Annotated in this window: 16 protein-coding genes; 11 read left to right on the top strand and 5 right to left on the bottom strand. The window is 68.9% G+C overall.

What is annotated here, in order from left to right; all coding sequences use genetic code 11:
- The first annotated feature begins 112 nt into the window (after nt 1-112).
- The gene (locus EV667_RS12145) at nt 113-2,632 is read left to right on the top strand and encodes a glycosyltransferase (protein ID WP_131835604.1); all 2,520 of its coding nucleotides are present in this window, start codon (nt 113-115) and stop codon (nt 2,630-2,632) included.
- An 89-nt stretch (nt 2,633-2,721) separates the two neighbouring features.
- Here the strand turns inward: EV667_RS12145 and EV667_RS12150 are convergent, their stop codons facing one another.
- The 4 genes from EV667_RS12150 to tpiA all read right to left on the bottom strand — a co-directional run bounded on the left by EV667_RS12150 (nt 2,722) and on the right by tpiA (nt 6,902).
- Nucleotides 2,722-3,597 carry a VOC family protein gene (locus EV667_RS12150; RefSeq protein ID WP_131836324.1) on the bottom strand — a complete coding sequence of 292 codons (876 nt, stop codon included), beginning with the start codon at nt 3,595-3,597 and terminating at the stop codon, nt 2,722-2,724.
- Between the two features lie 228 nt (nt 3,598-3,825).
- Nucleotides 3,826-5,454, bottom strand: coding sequence for a CTP synthase (locus tag EV667_RS12155; RefSeq protein WP_131835605.1), 1,629 nt, complete (start codon nt 5,452-5,454; stop codon nt 3,826-3,828).
- Between the two features lie 116 nt (nt 5,455-5,570).
- The gene (gene secG, locus EV667_RS12160) at nt 5,571-5,963 is read right to left on the bottom strand and encodes a preprotein translocase subunit SecG (protein WP_131835606.1); all 393 of its coding nucleotides are present in this window, start codon (nt 5,961-5,963) and stop codon (nt 5,571-5,573) included.
- 189 nt (nt 5,964-6,152) lie between these two features.
- Nucleotides 6,153-6,902: a triose-phosphate isomerase gene (gene tpiA, locus EV667_RS12165; RefSeq protein WP_131835607.1), complete on the bottom strand. Its 750-nt coding sequence runs from the start codon at nt 6,900-6,902 to the stop codon at nt 6,153-6,155.
- Nucleotides 6,903-7,089: 187 nt separating this feature from the next.
- Here tpiA and EV667_RS12170 point away from each other — a divergent pair, with 187 nt between their 5' ends.
- From EV667_RS12170 to lexA, 10 genes are all read left to right on the top strand, one after another.
- Nucleotides 7,090-8,982 (top strand): peptidylprolyl isomerase, encoded by a 1,893-nt coding sequence (locus EV667_RS12170; RefSeq protein WP_131835608.1) that lies wholly within the window; start codon nt 7,090-7,092, stop codon nt 8,980-8,982.
- A gap of 15 nt (nt 8,983-8,997) precedes the next feature.
- Nucleotides 8,998-10,512 carry an anthranilate synthase component I gene (gene trpE / locus EV667_RS12175; protein WP_131835609.1) on the top strand — a complete coding sequence of 505 codons (1,515 nt, stop codon included), beginning with the start codon at nt 8,998-9,000 and terminating at the stop codon, nt 10,510-10,512.
- A 139-nt stretch (nt 10,513-10,651) separates the two neighbouring features.
- Nucleotides 10,652-11,260 (top strand): anthranilate synthase component II, encoded by a 609-nt coding sequence (locus EV667_RS12180; protein ID WP_131835610.1) that lies wholly within the window; start codon nt 10,652-10,654, stop codon nt 11,258-11,260.
- A gap of 32 nt (nt 11,261-11,292) precedes the next feature.
- Complete coding sequence (gene trpD / locus EV667_RS12185; RefSeq protein ID WP_131835611.1) at nt 11,293-12,318, top strand: anthranilate phosphoribosyltransferase; 1,026 nt, start codon at nt 11,293-11,295, stop codon at nt 12,316-12,318.
- 9 nt (nt 12,319-12,327) lie between these two features.
- Nucleotides 12,328-13,143 (top strand): indole-3-glycerol phosphate synthase TrpC, encoded by an 816-nt coding sequence (trpC, locus tag EV667_RS12190; RefSeq protein WP_131835612.1) that lies wholly within the window; start codon nt 12,328-12,330, stop codon nt 13,141-13,143.
- A gap of 3 nt (nt 13,144-13,146) precedes the next feature.
- On the top strand, nt 13,147-13,632 hold the full coding sequence (gene moaC / locus EV667_RS12195) for a cyclic pyranopterin monophosphate synthase MoaC (protein WP_131835613.1): 486 nt from the start codon (nt 13,147-13,149) through the stop codon (nt 13,630-13,632).
- Between the two features lie 11 nt (nt 13,633-13,643).
- Nucleotides 13,644-14,864, top strand: coding sequence for a molybdopterin molybdotransferase MoeA (locus EV667_RS12200; RefSeq protein WP_131835614.1), 1,221 nt, complete (start codon nt 13,644-13,646; stop codon nt 14,862-14,864).
- Nucleotides 14,865-14,921: 57 nt separating this feature from the next.
- Nucleotides 14,922-15,302 (top strand): oxalurate catabolism protein HpxZ, encoded by a 381-nt coding sequence (gene hpxZ, locus EV667_RS12205; protein ID WP_131835615.1) that lies wholly within the window; start codon nt 14,922-14,924, stop codon nt 15,300-15,302.
- Nucleotides 15,303-15,387: 85 nt separating this feature from the next.
- Nucleotides 15,388-16,086 carry a GntR family transcriptional regulator gene (locus EV667_RS12210; protein WP_131835616.1) on the top strand — a complete coding sequence of 233 codons (699 nt, stop codon included), beginning with the start codon at nt 15,388-15,390 and terminating at the stop codon, nt 16,084-16,086.
- Nucleotides 16,087-16,309: 223 nt separating this feature from the next.
- Entirely contained in the window at nt 16,310-17,008 is a 699-nt protein-coding gene (lexA, locus tag EV667_RS12215) for a transcriptional repressor LexA (RefSeq protein WP_131835617.1), read from the top strand.
- Here the strand turns inward: lexA and EV667_RS12220 are convergent.
- Nucleotides 16,999-19,338 (bottom strand): ComEC/Rec2 family competence protein, encoded by a 2,340-nt coding sequence (locus EV667_RS12220; protein WP_131835618.1) that lies wholly within the window; start codon nt 19,336-19,338, stop codon nt 16,999-17,001. The two genes, lexA and EV667_RS12220, sit on opposite strands and share 10 nt — an antisense overlap.
- Nucleotides 19,339-19,395: the final 57 nt, after the last annotated feature.

Genomic DNA, 19,395 nt, shown 5'->3' on the forward strand with positions numbered 1-19,395 from the left:
CATCCGTGTCGCTGCCGCAGCTGTTGCGGTTGTGACGTGCGTCCATGTCTTTGTCTGGCTGGCTCTGCGTCAGGAGGTTTCCGCTCCTGCCGCACCCGACCGATTCCAGAGCATGTCGTTCGCGCCCTATGGCCGGGACGCCAACCCTGACAAGGGCGAGCCGACCACCGAAGCGCAGATCCGCGCCGATGTGGAGGCGGTGGCTCCCTATACGCGCGCCGTCCGCACCTATGCCTCGACCGGCAATCTCGACCTCGTCGCCCGGCTTGCCGGCGAAAAGGGGCTCAAGACCACGGTCGGCGCCTGGCTGGACGAGGACGAGGAGCGCAACGAGCGCGAAATCACCAACGCCATCGACGTCGCGCGCAAGAATTCCAACGTCGTCGGCATCGTGGTCGGCAATGAGTCGATCCTGCGCGCCGAGCGCACGCCGGAGCAGCTGATCGAAACCATCCGCCGGGTGAAGCGCGAGACGAACGTTCCGGTAACGACCGGCGAGACCTGGGACGTGTGGCTCGACCATCCCGAGCTGGTCTCCGCGGTCGACTACATCGCCGCCCACATGCTGCCCTATTGGGAAGGCGTCTCGCCCGAGCAGGTGGTCGACCATACCATCGCCATCTATGACCGGCTGCGCGCCACCTATCCCGGCAAGCGCATCGTCATCGCCGAGTTCGGCTGGCCCAGCCAGGGCTATAATCGCGACAGCGCCATTCCCGGTGAGCTCGCCCAGGCGCAGATCATCCGCACCTTTGCCTCCCGCGCTGATGCGCTCGGCATCGAATACAACCTGATCGAGGCGTTCGACGCGCCGTGGAAGAGCTTCGAGGGCAGCGTCGGCCAGTACTGGGGCATTCTCGACGCCGACCGGGTTGCGAAATTCCCGCTTGCCGGCCCGATCACCCCTTCGACCTACACCGCCACCGCCGCCATCGCGCTGCTGCTCGGCATCGCCTTCTCGATCCCAGTGTTCCGCTTCGCCCGCCTGACGCTGACCCAGGCGCTGGTGATGGTGGGCGCGGCGAACCTCGTCGGCGCCTGGATCGCTACCGTCACCGACCATTGGCTGACTCACTACGTCGTCGGCGGCAACAAGGTGACGATGGTAGCCAGCCTCGTGCTGCTGGTGCCCCTTGTCGTGGTGATGCTCTACCGGGTCGAGGAACTCGCCACCATCGCCTTCGGCCGCACCCCGCGCCGCCTGCTGCGCCGCGACAATGTCGCCGCACCTTCCCGCACCCCCAAGGTCTCGATCCACATCCCGGCCTATAAAGAACCTCCGGAGATGCTGAAGCAGACGCTCGACAGCGTCGCCCGGCTCAACTGGCCGAATTTCGAGTGCCTGGTCATCATCAACAACACGCCGGACCCGGCCTTCTGGGAGCCGATCGAGGCGCATTGCCGCGCGCTTGGCGACCAGTTCAAGTTCCTGAACCTGCCGAAGGTCGCGGGCTTCAAGGCTGGCGCCCTGCGCGCCGCCATGCTGCAGACCGCGCCGGACGCCGAGATCATCGGCATCATCGACGCCGACTATGTCGTCGATTCCAACTGGCTGATGGACCTCGTCCCCACCTTCGAGGACCCCACCGTCGGCATCGTGCAGGCGCCGCAGGACCATCGCGACGCCGATCGCAGCCTGCTGCACGAGGCGATGAACACCGAGTATGCCGGCTTCTTCGACATCGGCATGGTCCAGCGCAACGAGCACGACGCCATTGTCGTGCACGGCACCATGTGCCTGATGCGCCGCGCCGCCATGGTCGAGGCGGGCGACTGGTCGAGCGACACGATCTGCGAGGACACCGATCTCGGCCTCGCCATCGTCGAGCGCGGCTGGAAGAGCCACTACACCAGCACCCGCTATGGCTGGGGCCTGCTGCCGGACGATTTCGCCTCGTTCAAGAAGCAGCGCCACCGCTGGGCCTATGGCGGCATGCAGATCATCAAGAAGCACTGGCACCGCATGCTGCCGAACGCCGGCACGCGCCTCACCTCCGGGCAGCGCCGCGAGTTCAGCATCGGCTGGGTAAGCTGGCTCGGCTCGGAGAGCGTCGGTGCCCTCGTGGCCATCCTGTCGCTGCTCTGGGTGCCCTTCGTGCTCGGCCTCGGCATCGCCGTGCCGCAGCGCATCCTCACCATCCCGATCGTGTTCTGCTTCGGCATCTATCTCCTGCACTTCATCGCCCTCTACAGGCTGCGCGTGGCGACCACGCCGGTCCGCATGCTGGGCGCGGCCTTTGCGGCGATGGCGGTGCAGTTCACCGTGGCCAAGGCGGTGTTCGACAGCTTCCGCTACAAGGACCTCGCCTTTGCCCGCACGGCCAAGGGCTCGTGGCTGGCCGACGCCGCCCGCGCCTTCCCGGCCCTGCCGGAAGCGATCATCGGCGCCGGGCTCATGCTCTCGGCCGTCGCCCTGCGCATGACCAACTGGCACGCGGTGGTGGAAGTCGACCTGTTCGCCCTCGCCCTCGGCATCCAGAGCCTGCCCTTCGTCGCGGCCGCCGGCATTGGCTGGCTGGAGGGCTCGACGCTCAACTCCTTCGCCACCTGGAGCACCCTGCGCGGCCGCGGCCTGGCGCTCCTGCCGGGTCGCAGCGTCGTGCCGGCGGCGATCCCGGAGAAGATCGGCTGAGCCCAGCTCCCGCCTCACAGGCGGCATGAAAAAAGCCCCGGAAGCGATTCCGGGGCTTTGCTTTTCAGTTCAGCAGCAGTCAGCGCGGATCAGGGCGCGGCCTCGAACACCAGCGTCGCCCCCAGCGCGGATTTCGGCCCAACGACCACAACGCCCTCGATATCCTCCACCGACATGCGCGAGGAGGAGATGCGCCGGCGCAGCCGGTCCATGTCGCCCACCGCGAAGCGCACGGCGGCGAGGCGCAGCCCCGGCCCGGCCGGCGCCGCCACGCCGAAGCGCTGGGCGAACAGCGCGTCGCTCATCACGTCGATGTCGCCGCGCGGGGTCTTGACGATCTGCCAGCCATCCACCGCCCGCCGCGCCTCGCTGCCGGCGAAGGCACTGAGGAAGCCGGTATGGGCGGCCGGGTCGGCGGCGGTGAACACCACGCCGACGACGCCATCGGCGCCGTTCATGTGGCGCTGCAGGTCCGGCGACCAGAAATTCTCGGGATAGAGCTGATGGCAGGTGAAGAACCCGGCATGCGGGGAGGCCGGGTCGCGGGCGAAGGCCAGCGAGAAGGCGACCTTGACGTTCACCCCGTCCAGCCGTTTGCCCTCGCGCTCGAAATCGAACAGGTCGAGCCCGCCAAACCCGGCCGCGTCGAATTCCACCTTGTCGCCGGCAGGGTCGCGCCCTTCCAGCACCAGCATGGACAAGCCGGGGCCGACCTCGGCAAGGAAATCGCGGTTGAAAGCGCCGAAGGAGAAGCTTGTCTCGCTGTGCGGCGGGATGCGGTCCGGTTCGGCGATTTCCAGCAATTCGACGAAAAAGCCCGGCATCTGGACGATCCGGTTGTCGGTCCCCCAGGGATGGCGGTTGCGGGAGCCGACCGTAAAGCCGAGCATGTCGTAGAGTTCGCCGGCCGCCTCCAGATCGCGGACGACATGGACGACGTGATCAAGACCGCGCTCCACCAGCACCTCTCCCCGTTCGGCCGGCGCGCTGAACGCTCCGGCACGGTTTCCCCACACCGCCATGAGAGCACGGCGGCCGCCGGTGAATCCAGCCTCGACTGACATCGGCGGCCCGCGCCGCGTCGACCCTGCCCCCAACAGCCTGAATCAACATGCCAGCATCGCGACCCAACCGATTGATCGAGCACGCATTATCGGGACGTCCCCGGGCATGCAGCTTTCGCGCCCCGGGGCTCAGAACAGCCGGCTCTGCACCGCCGCGGCGGCGATGAAGGAGGCGAAGAGCGGGTGCGGCTCGAATGGGCGCGACTTCAGCTCGGGGTGGAACTGCACGCCGACGAACCAGGGGTGGTCGGGATATTCGATGATTTCCGGCAGCAGCCCGTCCGGCGAGAGGCCGGAGAACAGCATGCCGCAGGCCTCCAGCCGCTCGCGATAGGCCATGTTGACCTCGTAGCGGTGGCGATGACGCTCGGAAATCGTGGTGCCACCATAGATATCGGCCACCCGGCTGCCCTCGGCCAGCGCCGCGGGATAGGCGCCCAGCCGCATGGTGCCGCCCAGATCGCCGGTGAGGCCGCGCCGCTCCAGCTCGTTTCCGCGCAGCCATTCGGTGAGCAGCCCGACCACCGGCTCGTCAGTGGGGCCGAATTCGGTCGAATTGGCCGTGCCGACGCCGGCGAGATTGCGGGTCGCCTCGATCACCGCCATCTGCATGCCGAAGCAGATGCCGAGATAGGGCACGCGCCGCTCGCGGGCGAACTGCGCCGCGCGGATCTTGCCCTCGGCGCCGCGCTGGCCGAAGCCGCCCGGCACGAGAATGCCGTGCACATGTTCGAGGAACGGCGAAGGGTCCTCGCGCTCGAAGATCTCGCTCTCGATCCAGTCGAGATTGACCCGCATGTTGTTGGCGAGCCCGCCATGGGTCAGCGCCTCGATGAGCGACTTGTAGGCGTCCTTCATGCCCGTGTACTTGCCGACGATGGCGATGGTGACGGAGCCTTCCGGGTTGCGCACGCCGGCCTCGACCCGCTTCCAGCGCGTCAGGTCCGGCTCAGGCGCCGGCTCGATGCCGAAGGCGGCCAGCACTTCGGTGTCCAGCCCGGCTTCGTGATAGGCCGAGGGCACGGCATAGATGCTGTCGGCGTCCCGGGCCTCGATCACGGCGCTCTCGCGCACATTGCAGAACAGGCCGAGCTTGCGGCGCTCCTCTCGCGGGATCTCGCGGTCGGTGCGGCAGAGCAGGATGTCGGGCGCGATGCCGATGGAGCGCAGCTCCTTCACCGAATGCTGCGTCGGCTTGGTCTTCAACTCACCGGCCGAGGGGATGAACGGCAGCAAGGTGAGGTGAATGTAGATGCAGTGCTTGCGCGGCAGATCATTGCCGATCTGGCGGATCGCCTCCAGGAACGGCATCGCCTCGATGTCGCCGACCGTGCCGCCGATTTCCACCAGCACGAAGTCGTAGCCCTCATTGCCCGCGAGCACGAAATCCTTGATGGCGTTCGTGACGTGCGGAATCACCTGGATGGTGGCGCCGAGATAGTCGCCGCGCCGCTCCTTGGTGAGAATGTCCTGATAGATGCGCCCGGTCGTTATGTTGTCCTGCTTGGTCGCGGGACGGCCGGTGAAGCGCTCGTAGTGGCCAAGGTCCAGATCGGTCTCGGCGCCGTCATCGGTGACGAAAACCTCGCCGTGCTGATACGGGCTCATCGTGCCCGGATCGACGTTGAGATAGGGGTCGAGCTTGCGCAGCCGGGTTTTGTACCCACGGGCCTGCAGCAATGCACCGAGTGCGGCGGAGGCGAGGCCCTTGCCAAGCGAGGACACGACGCCGCCGGTGATGAAGATATAGCGCGCCATGGATTCTGGTTTCTACCGGCAAAAACGCGATTCGACGAGGGCCCGCCTTGCCGAGCGGGCACTCGCCTGTGGCTAAATCGAATGCCGTGCCGGGATGGTCCGGCGCGGCGCCGATGTCACTGCGACTGCGGAGCCTGCGGCACAGCCGGAGCGGCCGGCGGCGCGGGCTGGGCGGCATTGAGCTGGTCCAGCACCGAACTGCCCGGCGCGGGAGCCGACGGCACGCCCGGCACCGAGGTCGGCGCGTTGAAAATGGTGGTCGGGCCACGGCCCCAGCCAGCAAGAATAGTGAGCGACAGGCTGGTGACGAAGAAAATGCCGGCGAGAACCGCCGTGGCGCGGGTCAGCACATTGGCCGTGCCACGCGCGCTGAAGAAGCCGCCACCGCCGCCGCCTCCCCCGCCACCGCCGCCAATGCCGAGCCCGCCCCCTTCGGAGCGCTGAATCAGCACCACGCCGATCAGGGCCAGAACGACCATGAGATGGATGACGATGAGTACGGTTTGCATCTGACGCCTTCAAAATGCTCATGCAACGGCACGCGAGCCCTGACCCGGACTCGGCGCGCCGCAATCTTTGGGCGCGTTCCTACACGATTGCGACCGGGGTTTCCAGCCACCACGCCTAAGCCGGTTGGCGAACACCGCCGGCGGCAGGCCCGAAGGACACGCCAAGCGTGGAGATAGGAAGCCCCGCGCCTAGAGATAAGCACGGGCGATGGCGATAAAAGACTCGGCTTTCAGGCTGGCGCCGCCGACCAGCGCGCCGTCCACATCGGCCACGGCGAGAATCTCAGTGGCATTGTCCGGCTTCACCGAGCCGCCATACAGCAGGCGGAACCCTTCGCCCGCTTCGCCGAATCGCGCCTTCAGCGCCGCGCGCAGTGCGGTATGCATCTCGGCGATGTCTTCATTGGTCGGCGTCAGGCCGGTGCCGATGGCCCAGACCGGCTCATAGGCGACCACAAGGTCGCCCGCCGTGGCGCCGTCTGGGATAGATCCCTCCAACTGGCCGCGCACGATGTCCAGCGCCTGCCCCGCCTCGCGCTCGGCCCGCGTCTCGCCGACGCAGACAATGGCGACGAGCCCGGCGCGGCGGGCTGCTTCGGCCTTGGCGCGCACCTGGCCATTGCTCTCGCGATGGTCCTGCCTGCGCTCGGAATGGCCGACAATCACCGCGCCGGCGCCGGCATCGGCCAGCATTTCGGCGGCAATGTCGCCGGTATGGGCGCCGAAGGGCTTGGCGTGGCAGTCCTGCCCGCCGACACCGACATCGCCGCGCGCGCCGGCAAAGGCGGCCAGCAGCGTCGCCGGCGGGCACACCAGCAGATCGGCCCGGTCCTTCAACGCAGCGTCATACCCTTCGACGATACGACCGAACTCGGCGAGCGAGGCCTTGAGGCCGTTCATCTTCCAATTGCCGGCAACCAGCGGACGACGCATTTTCATACCGTTCCAAGCTCCTGCACTGTAAAAGCTCCGCGCCACCGCCTCATAACAGACCGGGTGTCCCGGTGCAGCGGCTTTCGTTGCGGGAAGGACGCATCAGTGACGTTGCGGCGGCGGGGACGCCTCCCTATTATGCGCGCCTTTCGCGCCCCGGGCCGTTGCCCGTCCGACGCCAGACGAGAATGAAATGCTTGAGTCGCTGCGCAAGAGCTCTACCGGAATTGTCGCCAAGATCCTGATGGGTCTCCTTATCCTCAGCTTCGCGGTGTGGGGCATCGCCGACGTGTTTCGCGGCTTCGGTGGCCAGACGCTGGCGACCATCGGCGACAGCGAGATCACCGTGCCGGAGTTCCGCCAGGCCTATCAGGAGCGGCTCCAGCAGATCAGCCAGCAGCTCAAGCGCGGCATCACGCCCGACCAGGCGCGCGCGTTCGGCATTCCTGACCAGCTTTTGAACGAGCAACTCGCCGAGGCGGCGCTCAACGACCAGGCAAAGTCGCTCGGGCTGGCGCTGTCCGATGAAGAAATCGCCCGGCGGGTGCAGGCCAACCCGGCCTTCCACGGCCCGAGCGGCAGCTTCGACCCCGGCTACTTCAACCAGCTGCTGCGGTCCAACGGCTTCACCGAGGCCCGTTTCGTCGAGGCGGAACGCGGGCTCGCCCTGCGCCAGCAGCTGATCCAGTCGCTCGGCGGCGGCATCGAGGTGCCGGAAGTGCTTAAGGGGGCGCTGGCCCGCTATGAGGGCGAAGAGCGCTCGGTCAATTACGCGATGCTGACCCCCGCCTCCCTCACCGCGCCCGCCGATCCGTCAGAGGAGGAACTGCGCAAGTTCTTCGATGAGCGCAAGGTGGCGTTCCGGGCACCGGAATTCCGCAAGATCGGCGTATTGGTGCTGACGCCGGAAGCGCTCGCGTCGGCTGAATCGGTGTCCGAGGCCGAGGTCGAGGCCGCCTATAACGCCAATCTCTCTACCTATGGCACGCCGGAAAAGCGCGTCGTCCAGCAACTGGTCTTCCCCTCGCAGGACGAAGCCAATGCGGCGGCCGAGCGGATCGCCGCCGGCACGCCCTTCGCCGACATCGTCGCCGAGCGCAAGCTGAGCGCCAAGGATGTCGACCTCGGCGACGTCTCCCGCGCCGACATCGTCGACAAGCAGGTGGCGGACGCCGCCTTCTCGCTCGCCGAGAACGGCACCAGCGGCGTCATCGCCGGCCGCTTCGGCCCGGTCATCGTGCATATCGGTGCCATCACCCCGGGCAGCCTCCAGCCTCTGGCGGACGTGGCGCCGGCGATTCGTGCCGCGCTGCAGGTCAACGCCGCCCGCCGGGCGATGCTCACCACCTATGACAGCATCGAGGATGAGCGCGCCGGCGGCGCCCAGCTCGCCGAGATCGCCGGCAAGATGGGCCTCGCGGTGCAGAACTTCGACACCAGCGTCCAGGGTCAGGCACCGGACGGCACCGCCATCGCCTCCTTCCCCGCCCGCTCGGACGTGCTGCGCGGCGCCTTCGCCACCGAGGTCGGGGCGGAGAACGACCCCGTCCAGCTGCCGCAGAACGCCGGCTATGTCTGGTACCAGGTCGACGAGATCACCCCCCCGCGCGAGCGCAGTTTCGAGGAGGCCCGCGCGCAGGTTCTCGACCGCTGGAAGCAGGACCGGACCGCCCAGGCGCTCGACGCGCGGGTGGAGGAGATCAAGGCCCAGATCGCCGCCGGCACCCCCTTCGACCAGGCGATCAGCCAGGCCGGGCTCGAACTGCGCGCCGCCAACGGCCTGCGTCGGGGCCGGACCGCCGATGGCGTGCCGCAGGACATCATGGCGGCCGTGTTCGAGACGCCCGAGGGCGGGGTCGGCAGTTCGCTGGCGGAAGCCGGCGAGAGCCGCCTGCTGTTCCAGGTGCTGCGCGCCACCGTGCCCGCCGCCACCGCCGCTGCCGACGAGAAGCTGGTCTCCGACCTGCGCCAGAACCTGCAGAACGACCTGATGACCGAGTATCTCGTCGAGTTGCAGTCGCGCCTCGGCGCCCGCATCAACCGCGCCGCGCTCGACCAGATCGTCGGCACCGACGCGGTGAACTGAGGCGGAACGCGGGTCATGAGCCTCACTCCCGAAGCGGACGCCTTCGCCGCCACCTATCAGCGCGGCGAAGCGCAGGTCGTCACCACGACGCTGATCGCCGATCTGGAGACCCCGGTCTCGGCCTTCCTCAAGATCGCCGGCGAGCGGCCCAACAGCTTCCTGCTCGAATCGGTCGAGGGCGGCGCCACGCGCGGGCGCTACTCGATGATCGGCATCGACCCGGACGTGATCTGGCGCTGCCACGGCGATCGCGCGGAGATCAACCGCCGCGCCGCAAGCGACGCCGAAGCCTTCGAGCCCTGCGCACAGCCACCGCTGCTGGCGCTGCGCGCGCTGGTCGAGGAATCGCGCATCCACCTGCCGGAGGGCGCGCCGCCCATGGCGGCGGGCGTGTTCGGCTATCTGGGCTACGACATGGTGAGGCAGATGGAGCGCCTGCCCGCCCCCAAGCCGGACGTGTTCGGCGTGCCGGACGCCATCTTCATCCGGCCCACCGTGATGGTGGTGTTCGACGCCGTGCGCGACGAGATCACCGTCGTCACCCCCGTGCGCCCTGCGCCCGATGTGGCGGCGGCCGCGGCCTATGAGGCGGCGCGCGAGCGGCTGGAGAAGGTGGTCGCGGCGCTCGACAGCGCGCTGCCCAACCTGCCCTCCGAGGACGCCTTCCACCAGGCGGTGGAACCGCAGTCCAACACCGAGCCGGCGGCCTATCTCGACATGGTCGAGCGGGCGAAGGAATACATCCGCGCCGGCGATATCTTCCAGGTGGTGCTCTCGCAGCGCTTCGAGGCGCCGTTCAACCTGCCGCCCTTCTCGCTCTATCGCGCGCTGCGGCGGATCAACCCGGCGCCGTTTCTGGTCTATTTCAACTTCGGCGGCTTCTCGCTGGTCTGCTCCAGCCCGGAGATTCTGGTGCGCCTGCGGGCCGACACCGTCACCATCCGCCCCATCGCCGGCACCCGCCGGCGCGGCGCCACCCCGCATGAGGACAAGGCGCTGGAGGAGGAACTGCTGGCCGATCCCAAGGAGCGGGCCGAGCACCTGATGCTGCTGGACCTCGGCCGCAACGATGTCGGCCGGGTCGCCACCATCGGCTCGGTGCATGTCACCGACAGCTTCTTCGTCGAGCGCTACAGCCAGGTCATGCACATCGTCTCCAATGTCGAAGGCAAGATCGACCCGCGCCGCGACGCGCTGGACGCGCTCGCCGCCGGCTTCCCGGCCGGCACCGTGTCGGGGGCGCCGAAGGTGCGGGCGATGGAGATCATCGACGAGTTGGAGCGCGACAAGCGCGGCATCTATGCCGGCGCCATCGGCTATTTCGGCGCCGATGGCGAGATGGACACCTGCATCGTCCTGCGCACCGCCGTGGTGAAGGGCGGGCGCATGTATGTGCAGGCGGGCGCCGGCATCGTCTATGATTCCGTGCCCGAGAGCGAATTGCAGGAATGCGTCAACAAGGCCAAGGCGCTGTTCCGCGCCGGCGAGGAAGCCGTGCGCTTCGCCGCCCGGGCCGGGCGGGGGCAGTAAAGCGATGAGCGGGTGCGTGCGGTGCCAGCGATGGCGTGGCTGGCGATAGAGACGATCGCCGGACGGCGCGGCTTGACCCCGCGCCGGAACACAACCTAGACCTCTTCACAGCCGCATCAGGCCGGCGGATGGACGCACGATGATCCTGCTCATCGACAATTACGACAGTTTCACCTGGAACCTCGTCCACTATATCGGCGGCCTCGGCGCCGAGGTGGAGGTGCGCCGCAACGACACCCTCACCGTCGACGAGGCCATGGCCCTCAGGCCCGAGGCCATCGTCATCTCGCCGGGACCGGCGACACCGAACGAGGCCGGCATTTCCTGCGCGCTCATCGCCCGCGCGGCGGCCGAGGGCGTGCCGGTGTTCGGCGTGTGCCTCGGCCACCAGGCCATCGGCCAGGTGTTCGGCGGCGATGTTGTGCGCGCCCCGCAGCCCATCCACGGCAAGCTCTCCGACATCAGCCACAGCAGCGGCGGCGTCTTCCACGGCATCAACGGCACGCTGCGGGCGACGCGCTACCACTCGCTGGTGGTGAAGCGCGACACGCTGCCAGACGCGCTCGCCGTCACCGCGCAGACCGATGACGGGCTCATCATGGGCCTCTCGCACAAGACACTTCCCGTGCATGGGGTGCAGTTCCACCCGGAAAGCATCGCCTCCGAGCACGGTCGGACCATCCTCAAGAACTTCCTCGATCTCGCACGCGCCTGGAATGCCGGCCCCGGCCGGACGCGGGCAGCGTGAGCGCGGCACAACAGGCGGGGACGCAGGGCCAAATGGACAACCTCAAGCCCATCATCGGCAAGCTGGCGACCGGCACCACGCTGACGCGCGCGGAGGCGGCTTCCGCCTTCGACGTGATGATGTCGGGCGAGGCGACGCCCTCGCAGATCGGCGCCATCCTCATGGCGCTCCGGGTGCGTGGCGAGGCGATCGAGGAGATTGCCGGCGCCGTCTCCACCATGCGCGCCAAGATGCTGCGGGTGGAAGCGCCGGCCGATTCCGTGGACGTGGTCGGCACCGGGGGCGATGCCTCGGGCTCCTACAATATCTCGACCTGCGCCGCCTTCATCGTCGCCGGCGCGGGCGTGCCGGTGGCCAAGCACGGCAACCGTGCGCTCTCCTCCAAGTCCGGCGCCGCGGACGTGCTGATGGCTCTGGGCGTCACCATCGACCTTCTGCCGGCCGCCATCTCCCGCTGCATCCGCGAGGCCGGCATCGGCTTCATGTTCGCCCCCGCCCATCACCCGGCAATGAAGCATGTCGGCCCGACCCGGGTGGAAATGGGCACGCGCACCATTTTCAACCTCATCGGCCCGCTGTCCAACCCGGCCGGCGTGACACGGCAGATGGTCGGCGTGTTCGCCCGGGGCTGGGTCGAGCCCATTGCCGAGGTGCTGCGCACGCTCGGCTCCACCCACGCCTGGGTGGTGCACGGGTCCGACGGACTCGACGAGATCACCACGACAGGCCCGACCCATGTCGCCGAGCTGAAGGACGGCACCATCCGCTCTTTCGAGATCACGCCGGAAGCGTTCGGCCTTGCCCGCGCCGTGCCGGAAGCGCTGAAGGGCGGCGACGGTGCGGCCAACGCGCTGGCGCTGCGCGCCGTGCTGAATGGCGAACCGAGCGCCTATGCCGACGTCGCCCTCCTCAACGCCGCCGCCGCGCTGGTCGTCGCCGGCAAGGCGGACGAACTCGGCGCCGGGCTGGCACTCGCCCGCGCCAGTCTCGATGGCGGCCATGCGGCGGCGGCACTCGACCGGCTGGTCGCGGCCTCCGCCGTTGCGGCGGCGGAATAGGAGCGCGCCATGGCCGACATTCTGGAGAAGATCGGCGCCTATAAGCGCGAGGAGATCGCCACCGCTAAGCGCGAACGTCCGCTGGCTGGGCTGCGTGCGGACGCCGAGGCGCAGCCCCCGGCGCGCGGCTTCCTCAACGCCATCGAGACGAAGATTGCTGCCGGCACCCCCGCGCTGATCGCCGAGATCAAGAAAGCCAGCCCTTCCAAAGGGCTGATCCGCGCGGATTTCGACCCGCCGTCGCTGGCAAAGGCCTATGAGGCCGGCGGCTCGGCCTGCCTGTCGGTGCTGACCGACCGCCCCTCCTTCGAGGGCGCGCCGGAATTCCTCGTCGCGGCGCGCGCCGCCTGTTCGCTGCCGGCCCTGCGCAAGGATTTCCTCTACGACACCTATCAGGTGTTCGAGGCACGGGCCTGGGGCGCCGATTGCATCCTCGTCATCATGGCCTCGGTCGACGATTCGCTGGCGCTCGACCTTGTCGAGACCGCCCACGGCCTCGGCATGGACGCGCTGGTGGAGGTGCATGACGATGCCGAGCTCGACCGCGCGTTGAAACTGCCGGCGAAGCTGGTGGGCATCAACAACCGCAACCTGCGCGATTTCGAGGTGAGCCTGGAAACCTCCGAACGCCTCGCCCCCCGCATACCGTCCGACCGCGTCATCGTCGGCGAGAGCGGCATCTTCACCCCCGACGACATCGCGCGTCTGGCGCAGGTGAACATCAACTGCATCCTCGTGGGCGAAAGCCTCATGCGGCAGCTTGATGTTGCAGCAGCGACGCGTGCGCTGCTAGCACCCTCCGCTACCGCGAATGCGGCTGTTTGAGCAATGAGCGACGCCCCCCGCCTCACCCATCTCGACGCCTCAGGCGCCGCCAACATGGTCGACGTCGCCGACAAGGCCGTGACCGACCGGATCGCGGTTGCCGAAGGCCAGGTGGTCATGAAGGGAGAGACGCTGGAGCTCATCGTCTCCGGCAATGCCAAGAAGGGCGATGTCATTGGAACGGCACGACTTTCCGGCATCATGGCGGCCAAGCGCACGCATGAGCTGATCCCCCTCTGCCACGCGCTTTTGCTCTCCAAGGTCGCCGTGGAGATCGAGCCCGCCCCTGCCTTGCCCGGCCTCATCGTCCGCGCCACCGTCCGCACCAGCGGCCAGACCGGGGTAGAGATGGAAGCGCTGACCGCCGTCACCGTGGCCTGCCTCACTGTCTACGACATGGCCAAGGCGGTCGATCGCTTCATGCGGATCGAGAACGTGCGACTGCTCGAAAAAAGCGGCGGACGCTCAGGCCATTGGCAGGCCGACTGAGGGAGATACCGATGGCCTTGATGCCGGTCGAGGAGGCGCTGGCCCTCCTGCTCTCCACCGCCCAGCCCCTTGCCGCCGAAAGCGTTTCGCTTGAGCACGCCGCCGGCCGCGTGCTGGCCGCCCCGGTCATCGCCCGCCGCACCACCCCGGGCGCCGACGTCTCCGCCATGGACGGCTACGCCCTGCGCGCGCAGGACGCCGCCAGCGTGCCCGCCACGCTTGAACTCATCGGCGAATCCGCCGCCGGCCGGCCCTATGCCGGGCGCGTCGCACCGGGCACCACGGTGCGGATCTTCACCGGCGCCGTGCTCCCGGAAGGTGCCGACGCCATCGTCATTCAGGAAGACACCAAACGCGAGGGCAGCGCTGTCACCGCGACCGAGGCGGCAACGCCGGGCCGCCATATCCGACGTGCGGGAGGCGACTTCGCGACCGGCGAAACGCTTCTGCACCCCGGCCATCGCCTGCGGGCGCGCGATCTCGCGCTGGTAGCCGCCGCCGATCTTGCCACCGTCAGCGTCGCCCGCCGCCCGCGCGTGGCCCTGCTTTCCACCGGCGACGAACTGGTCCGCCCCGGCGCCGGGGCGGGCGCGCATCAGGTCATCGTCTCCAATCTCTATTCGGTCGCCGCGCTGGCGCGCGGTGCCGGGGCCGAGGTGACGGACCTCGGACTCTTGCCCGACACGATGGACGCGACGCAGGCGGGCGTGCGGGCCGCGCTTGATGGCGGCTTCGACGTTCTAGTAACGACCGGCGGCGCCTCGGTCGGCGACCACGACCTGATCGCCCCCGCGCTCACCGCGCAGGGTGTCGCCCTCGCGGTTCACAAGATCGCGCTGCGCCCCGGCAAGCCGCTGATGTTCGGCCGCTCCGCCGAAACGCACACACAGGTGCTGGGTCTTCCCGGCAACCCGGTCTCGGCGCATGTCTGCGCGCTTTTGTTCCTCGTGCCGCTGATCAAGGCGCTGCAGGGGCTGGCGGTGCCGGCGCATCCCGAGCTGGAGCCGGCGCGGCTGGCCGCCGATGTGAAGGCGAACGAGCAGCGCATGGATTTCCAGCGGGCGGAGATTGTCGGCCATAACGAGGGCGTGCCGCTGGTGCGGGCGCTGCCGGTGCAGGACAGTTCCATGCTGCGCAACCTCGCCCGCGCCAACGCCCTGCTGGTACGCCGCCCGCACGCTCCGGCGGCACAGGCCGGGGAGATGTGCGAAATTCTCCGGCTGGAGGATTGACGCGACCTCGCTCGGCCTGTGTGCTCGCCGTTTCGGCGGCGAGAGGAAGGGCAGCGCATGGAGATCAATCTTCCCGAGGTGATGGCCGAGGTCCGCGCCGCCTTCGAGCGCTATGAGCGGGCGCTGGTCGGCAATGATGTCGCCGGACTCGACGCGCTATTCTGGGACGATGCCCGCACCATCCGCTATGGCGGCGGCGAGAACCTCTACGGCATTGAGGCCATCCGCGCGTTTAGGGCCGCCCGCTCGCCCACGGGGCTGGAGCGCACGCTGGAAGGCACCGTCATCACCACCTATGGACGCGACATGGCGGTGGCCTCCACCCTGTTCCGCCGGGCGGCCGGCCGCATCGGCCGGCAGATGCAGACCTGGATGCGGACTCCGGAGGGCTGGAAGGTCGTCGCCGCCCATGTCAGCGTGATCGACGATCCGCACTGAGCCTCTTGGTGATAGCAGGCGCGGCCGCTAAAGATGCCACCGGCCGTCCGGCGTTCGGGCGCGCCTGTCTGTCGTGTGTTCGCTCATGTCGGTGCTGCCCATCCGCCTGCCTCTCGATCCGCCAGCCACCGGAGCACGACCCTTGCGCGTCACGCGCGCCGAAGAGCTGCGCCTGCAGCTGGCCGACGAGATCACGCGCGGCACGCTGCCCCCCGGAACGGCGCTCGACGAGACCGCGCTCGCCGCCCGCTTCGGCGTTTCGCGCACGCCGGTCCGCGAGGCGCTGCGCGAACTGGTCGCCTCCGGCCTGGTCGATGCCCGCCCGCATCGCGGTGCCGTGGTGGCCCGCCCGAGCGTGGCGCGGCTGCAGAATATGTTCGAGGTGATGGCCGAACTGGAGGCGCTCTGCGCCGGAATCAGCGCGCTCAACATGACGCCGCCGGAGCGCCAGCAGTTGGAGCGGCTGCACGGAGATATGGGCGAACTCATGCGGCTGGGCGACTTCGCCGCCTATCGCGAACTCAACGAGCAGTTCCACACCTCGATCTATGCCGGCAGCCACAATGACTATCTGATCGAACTGACGCTGGGCACGCGCCGCCGGCTCTCGCCCTTCCGCCGCGCCCAGTTCCGCGCGCTCGGGCGGCTGGCGCTTTCGCACACCGAACATGACCGGGTGACGACAGCCATCCTGCGCGGTGATCGCGACGGAGCCGCAGGCGCGATGCGCGACCATATCGCCATCGTCCACGACGCCTATGAGCAATACGCGCAGACGCTTTGACGGCCCGCAGCGATTCGCCCGGCGGGCGCGGACGGGGCATGCCCGACATTCCGCAACGTCTTGCCAGAGCTCCGGGCCCGCCGATCACGGCCGAAAAGCGCTTCTTCGGCGCCAAGGCGGGTGTTTGGCCTCCCTTTACCCATTGTGGAACACAATAAGAACGGCTAGTCTTTGTTCGTGATTTGTTTCGTTACGGCATCGGCCGGCAGACGGGGTTCTCGTGATGCTCACCCGCAAACAGCATGAACTGCTGCTGTTCATCAATGAACGCCTCCAACAGGACGGCGTCCCCCCTTCCTTCGAGGAAATGAAGGAAGCGCTGGACCTTCGCTCGAAGTCCGGCATTCACCGGCTGATCACGGCTCTGGAGGAGCGCGGCTTCATCCGCCGCCTGCCGAACCGGGCGCGCGCGTTGGAGGTGGTTCGCCTGCCGGAGGACGCGCAGCCCCAGCGGCCGGCCCGCACTTTCGCGCCCAATGTCATCGAGGGCAGTCTCGGCAAGGTACGCCCCTCTTCGGAGGACGATGCGGACCGCCGCGTGGTGTCTATCCCGGTCATGGGCCGCATCGCCGCCGGCACGCCGATTTCCGCCATCCAGTCGCGCGACCACACCATCGGCATGCCGCCGGAGATGCTGTCGGGCGGCGAGCATTACGCGCTGGAAGTACGCGGCGATTCGATGATCGAGGCCGGCATTCTCGACGGCGATCTAGCGCTGATCCGCAAATGCGATGCGGCCAGCACCGGCGAGATCGTTGTCGCGCTGATCGACGACGAGGAAGCCACGCTGAAGCGCCTGCGCCGCAAGGGCGCCTCGGTGGCGCTCGAAGCCGCCAACCCGGCCTATGAGACGCGCATCTTCGGCCCGGACCGGGTGCGTATCCAGGGCAAGCTCGTCGGGCTTTTCCGCCGCTACTCATGATCGTCGACGGCCGGCGCCGTCTCGGGCGATGACATTGATGGCGCGGAAAATAAGGGCGCGGTCGACCCGGGCGTCGCCGGGTTGACCACGGCGGCTGAGGGACGCCGCGCGGAAGGCGGCGGGCGCGGCGCGTTCGTCTCCCAGGGCCGGGTGCCCTGCACCGGACGGGCGCTGGCGAGGGCGAGGCTGCCGTCGGGCAGCAGGGTGCCGGCCACGCCGCCGATGGCGGTGCGCGTGTCGCGATGGATCACCGTCGCCGCGCAGTCGAGCGGCGGCGCGAAGGGTGTCACCAGCACCGCCGCCAGGCGGCAATCATCCTCCATCGACTCCCGGTCGCGCGACAGCGCCACCAGCCGGCCATCCGGCAGTGGAAGAGTGCAGCCAAGCGGATCGCAGGCGGCGGCAGCGGCAAGGTCCTTGGCGCCGAAGCGTCCCCGCTGCCCGTCCGCGTTGAGCCATTGCTCAACCGCGAAGCGCCCGCCCACCCCGGTGTCGCGGTCGCCCATGACGGCGAGCACGCCGTCCCTCCCCCGCACCGCCACCGTGCGCGCTTCAGTATCCACCAGCAGGTCGGGACGCGGCACTGTGGCCGACGTGGCCATGCCGGCGAGCGCCAGCACCGGCGCGAGCAGCACCAGCCTTGTGCGGGAGAGGCACAGCACCACAAGCCCGAGGCTGACCAGCACCAGGCTCGCCGCCGGCATGGCCGGCACGCCGCGATCGGCGCCGGGTAGCGCCGCGACCAGCTCGGAAATGTCGCGCATGCGGGCGATGCCCCAGCCCATCAGCCGCCAGGCCGGATCGTCCCAGCCGAACGGCATCAGGATCGAGCCGGCCAGCCCGGCCGGCATGACGATGAACGACACCACCGGCATGGCCGCGAGATTGGCCACCAAGCTCAGCGGCGCGAGACGCTGGAAATGATACGCGGCATAGGGCGCTGTCGCCAGGCCAGCTGCCAGCGAGGCCAGCACAAGCGCCGCGATATAGCGCCCCGGCAGCCCGAGCCAGCGGCCCGCTTTGCCCGACGGCAGGGCGATGAGACCGCCAAAGCGTTCATAGGCGGCGATCAGGCCCAGCGTGGCGGCAAACGACATCTGCGCCCCGGGATCGAGCACCGCCCGGGGCGACAGCATCAGCAGGGCCAGCGCTGCCACCGCCAGCGTCCGCAAGGTCAGCGCCGGCCGGCCGAGCACGATGCCGGCAAGCACCAGCAACGTCATCACATAGGCCCGCTGGGTGGGCACCTCACAGCCCGAGAGCAGGAGATAGAAGCTGGCGGACAGCATGGCCGGCAGTGCCGCCCAGGCCTTGATCGGCCGGTACAACGCGAGGCCGGGCACCAGCGCCAGCAGCGCCCGCGCCAGGAAAAACACGGTGCTGGCCACCAGCGCCATGTGCAGGCCCGAGATCGACAGCACATGCGACAGGCCGGAAATGCGCATGCTCTCCTCAATTGATTCCGGCACGGCATCGCGCAGCCCGGTGACGAGCGCGACCGCCACGCCCCCATCCTCCCCCGGCAGTGCCGCGCGGATACGTGCCGCGATGGCGTGCCGGGTGCCATCAAGCCAGGTGGCCAGCGACAGGCCCCAGGGCGGCGCGCCTGGCGCCGGGCTCAGCTGCGGCCGGCCGAGCGCGTAGCCGGTAGCGCCGATGCCATCCAGCCAGATCGCCCGCCCGAAATCGAAGCCCCCGGGATAGGACGGTCCCGGCGGCGGGCCGAGCGTGGCCCGCACTGTTACATGGCTGCCCACCGCCGGCGGGTCCCGCCCGGCGAGGGTCACACGTACCCGCGTCGGCGCCTCCGTGCGTGCCCGCTCCATCCCAGTGACGGCGAGGGTGACGCGGCTGCCGCGCGGGCGCCGTTCCGCGACCTCGACATAGCCGCGTATTTCCACCGCGTTCAGCGTCGTGCCCAGCACCGGGTGCGCCATTAGTTGAACCTGCAGCGCCGCCACCGCGAAGCCGGCGGCAATCACGGCAAGAAGCGCCAGCAGGTGAAAGCCGAAGGGTCGCGCCCGGGCCAGCAGGGCGAGACCGGCAAAGACGAGGGCGGGCACAAAGCCGGCATAGGGCAGCGGCTCTCGCGGCGCGGCGAAATAGAGCGCGGCGCCAGCGGCAAAGCCGATCGGCAGGAACAGGAAGCCGCGCCGGTCGTCGAGTTCGCGCGCCAGCGCTATCGCCGTGCCCTCCCAGAACCCTGCCAGAGACAGGCCACGCAGCTCCCATTTCGCCGGGCTCCGCGTCGCCAGTCCCTTGCCCAGCACAACAGCCCGCGCCCGCGCCCGCTGCGCGTTCCCCGGCCCCTGCTGCGGCCCCCCTTGCATTCCCCGTCGCCCCTGCGCGCTTGCCCTGCTGTCCGGTCCTGCTGCTCTGCCCTGCTA

Source organism: Ancylobacter aquaticus (assembly GCF_004339465.1).
GTDB lineage: Bacteria > Pseudomonadota > Alphaproteobacteria > Rhizobiales > Xanthobacteraceae > Ancylobacter > Ancylobacter aquaticus.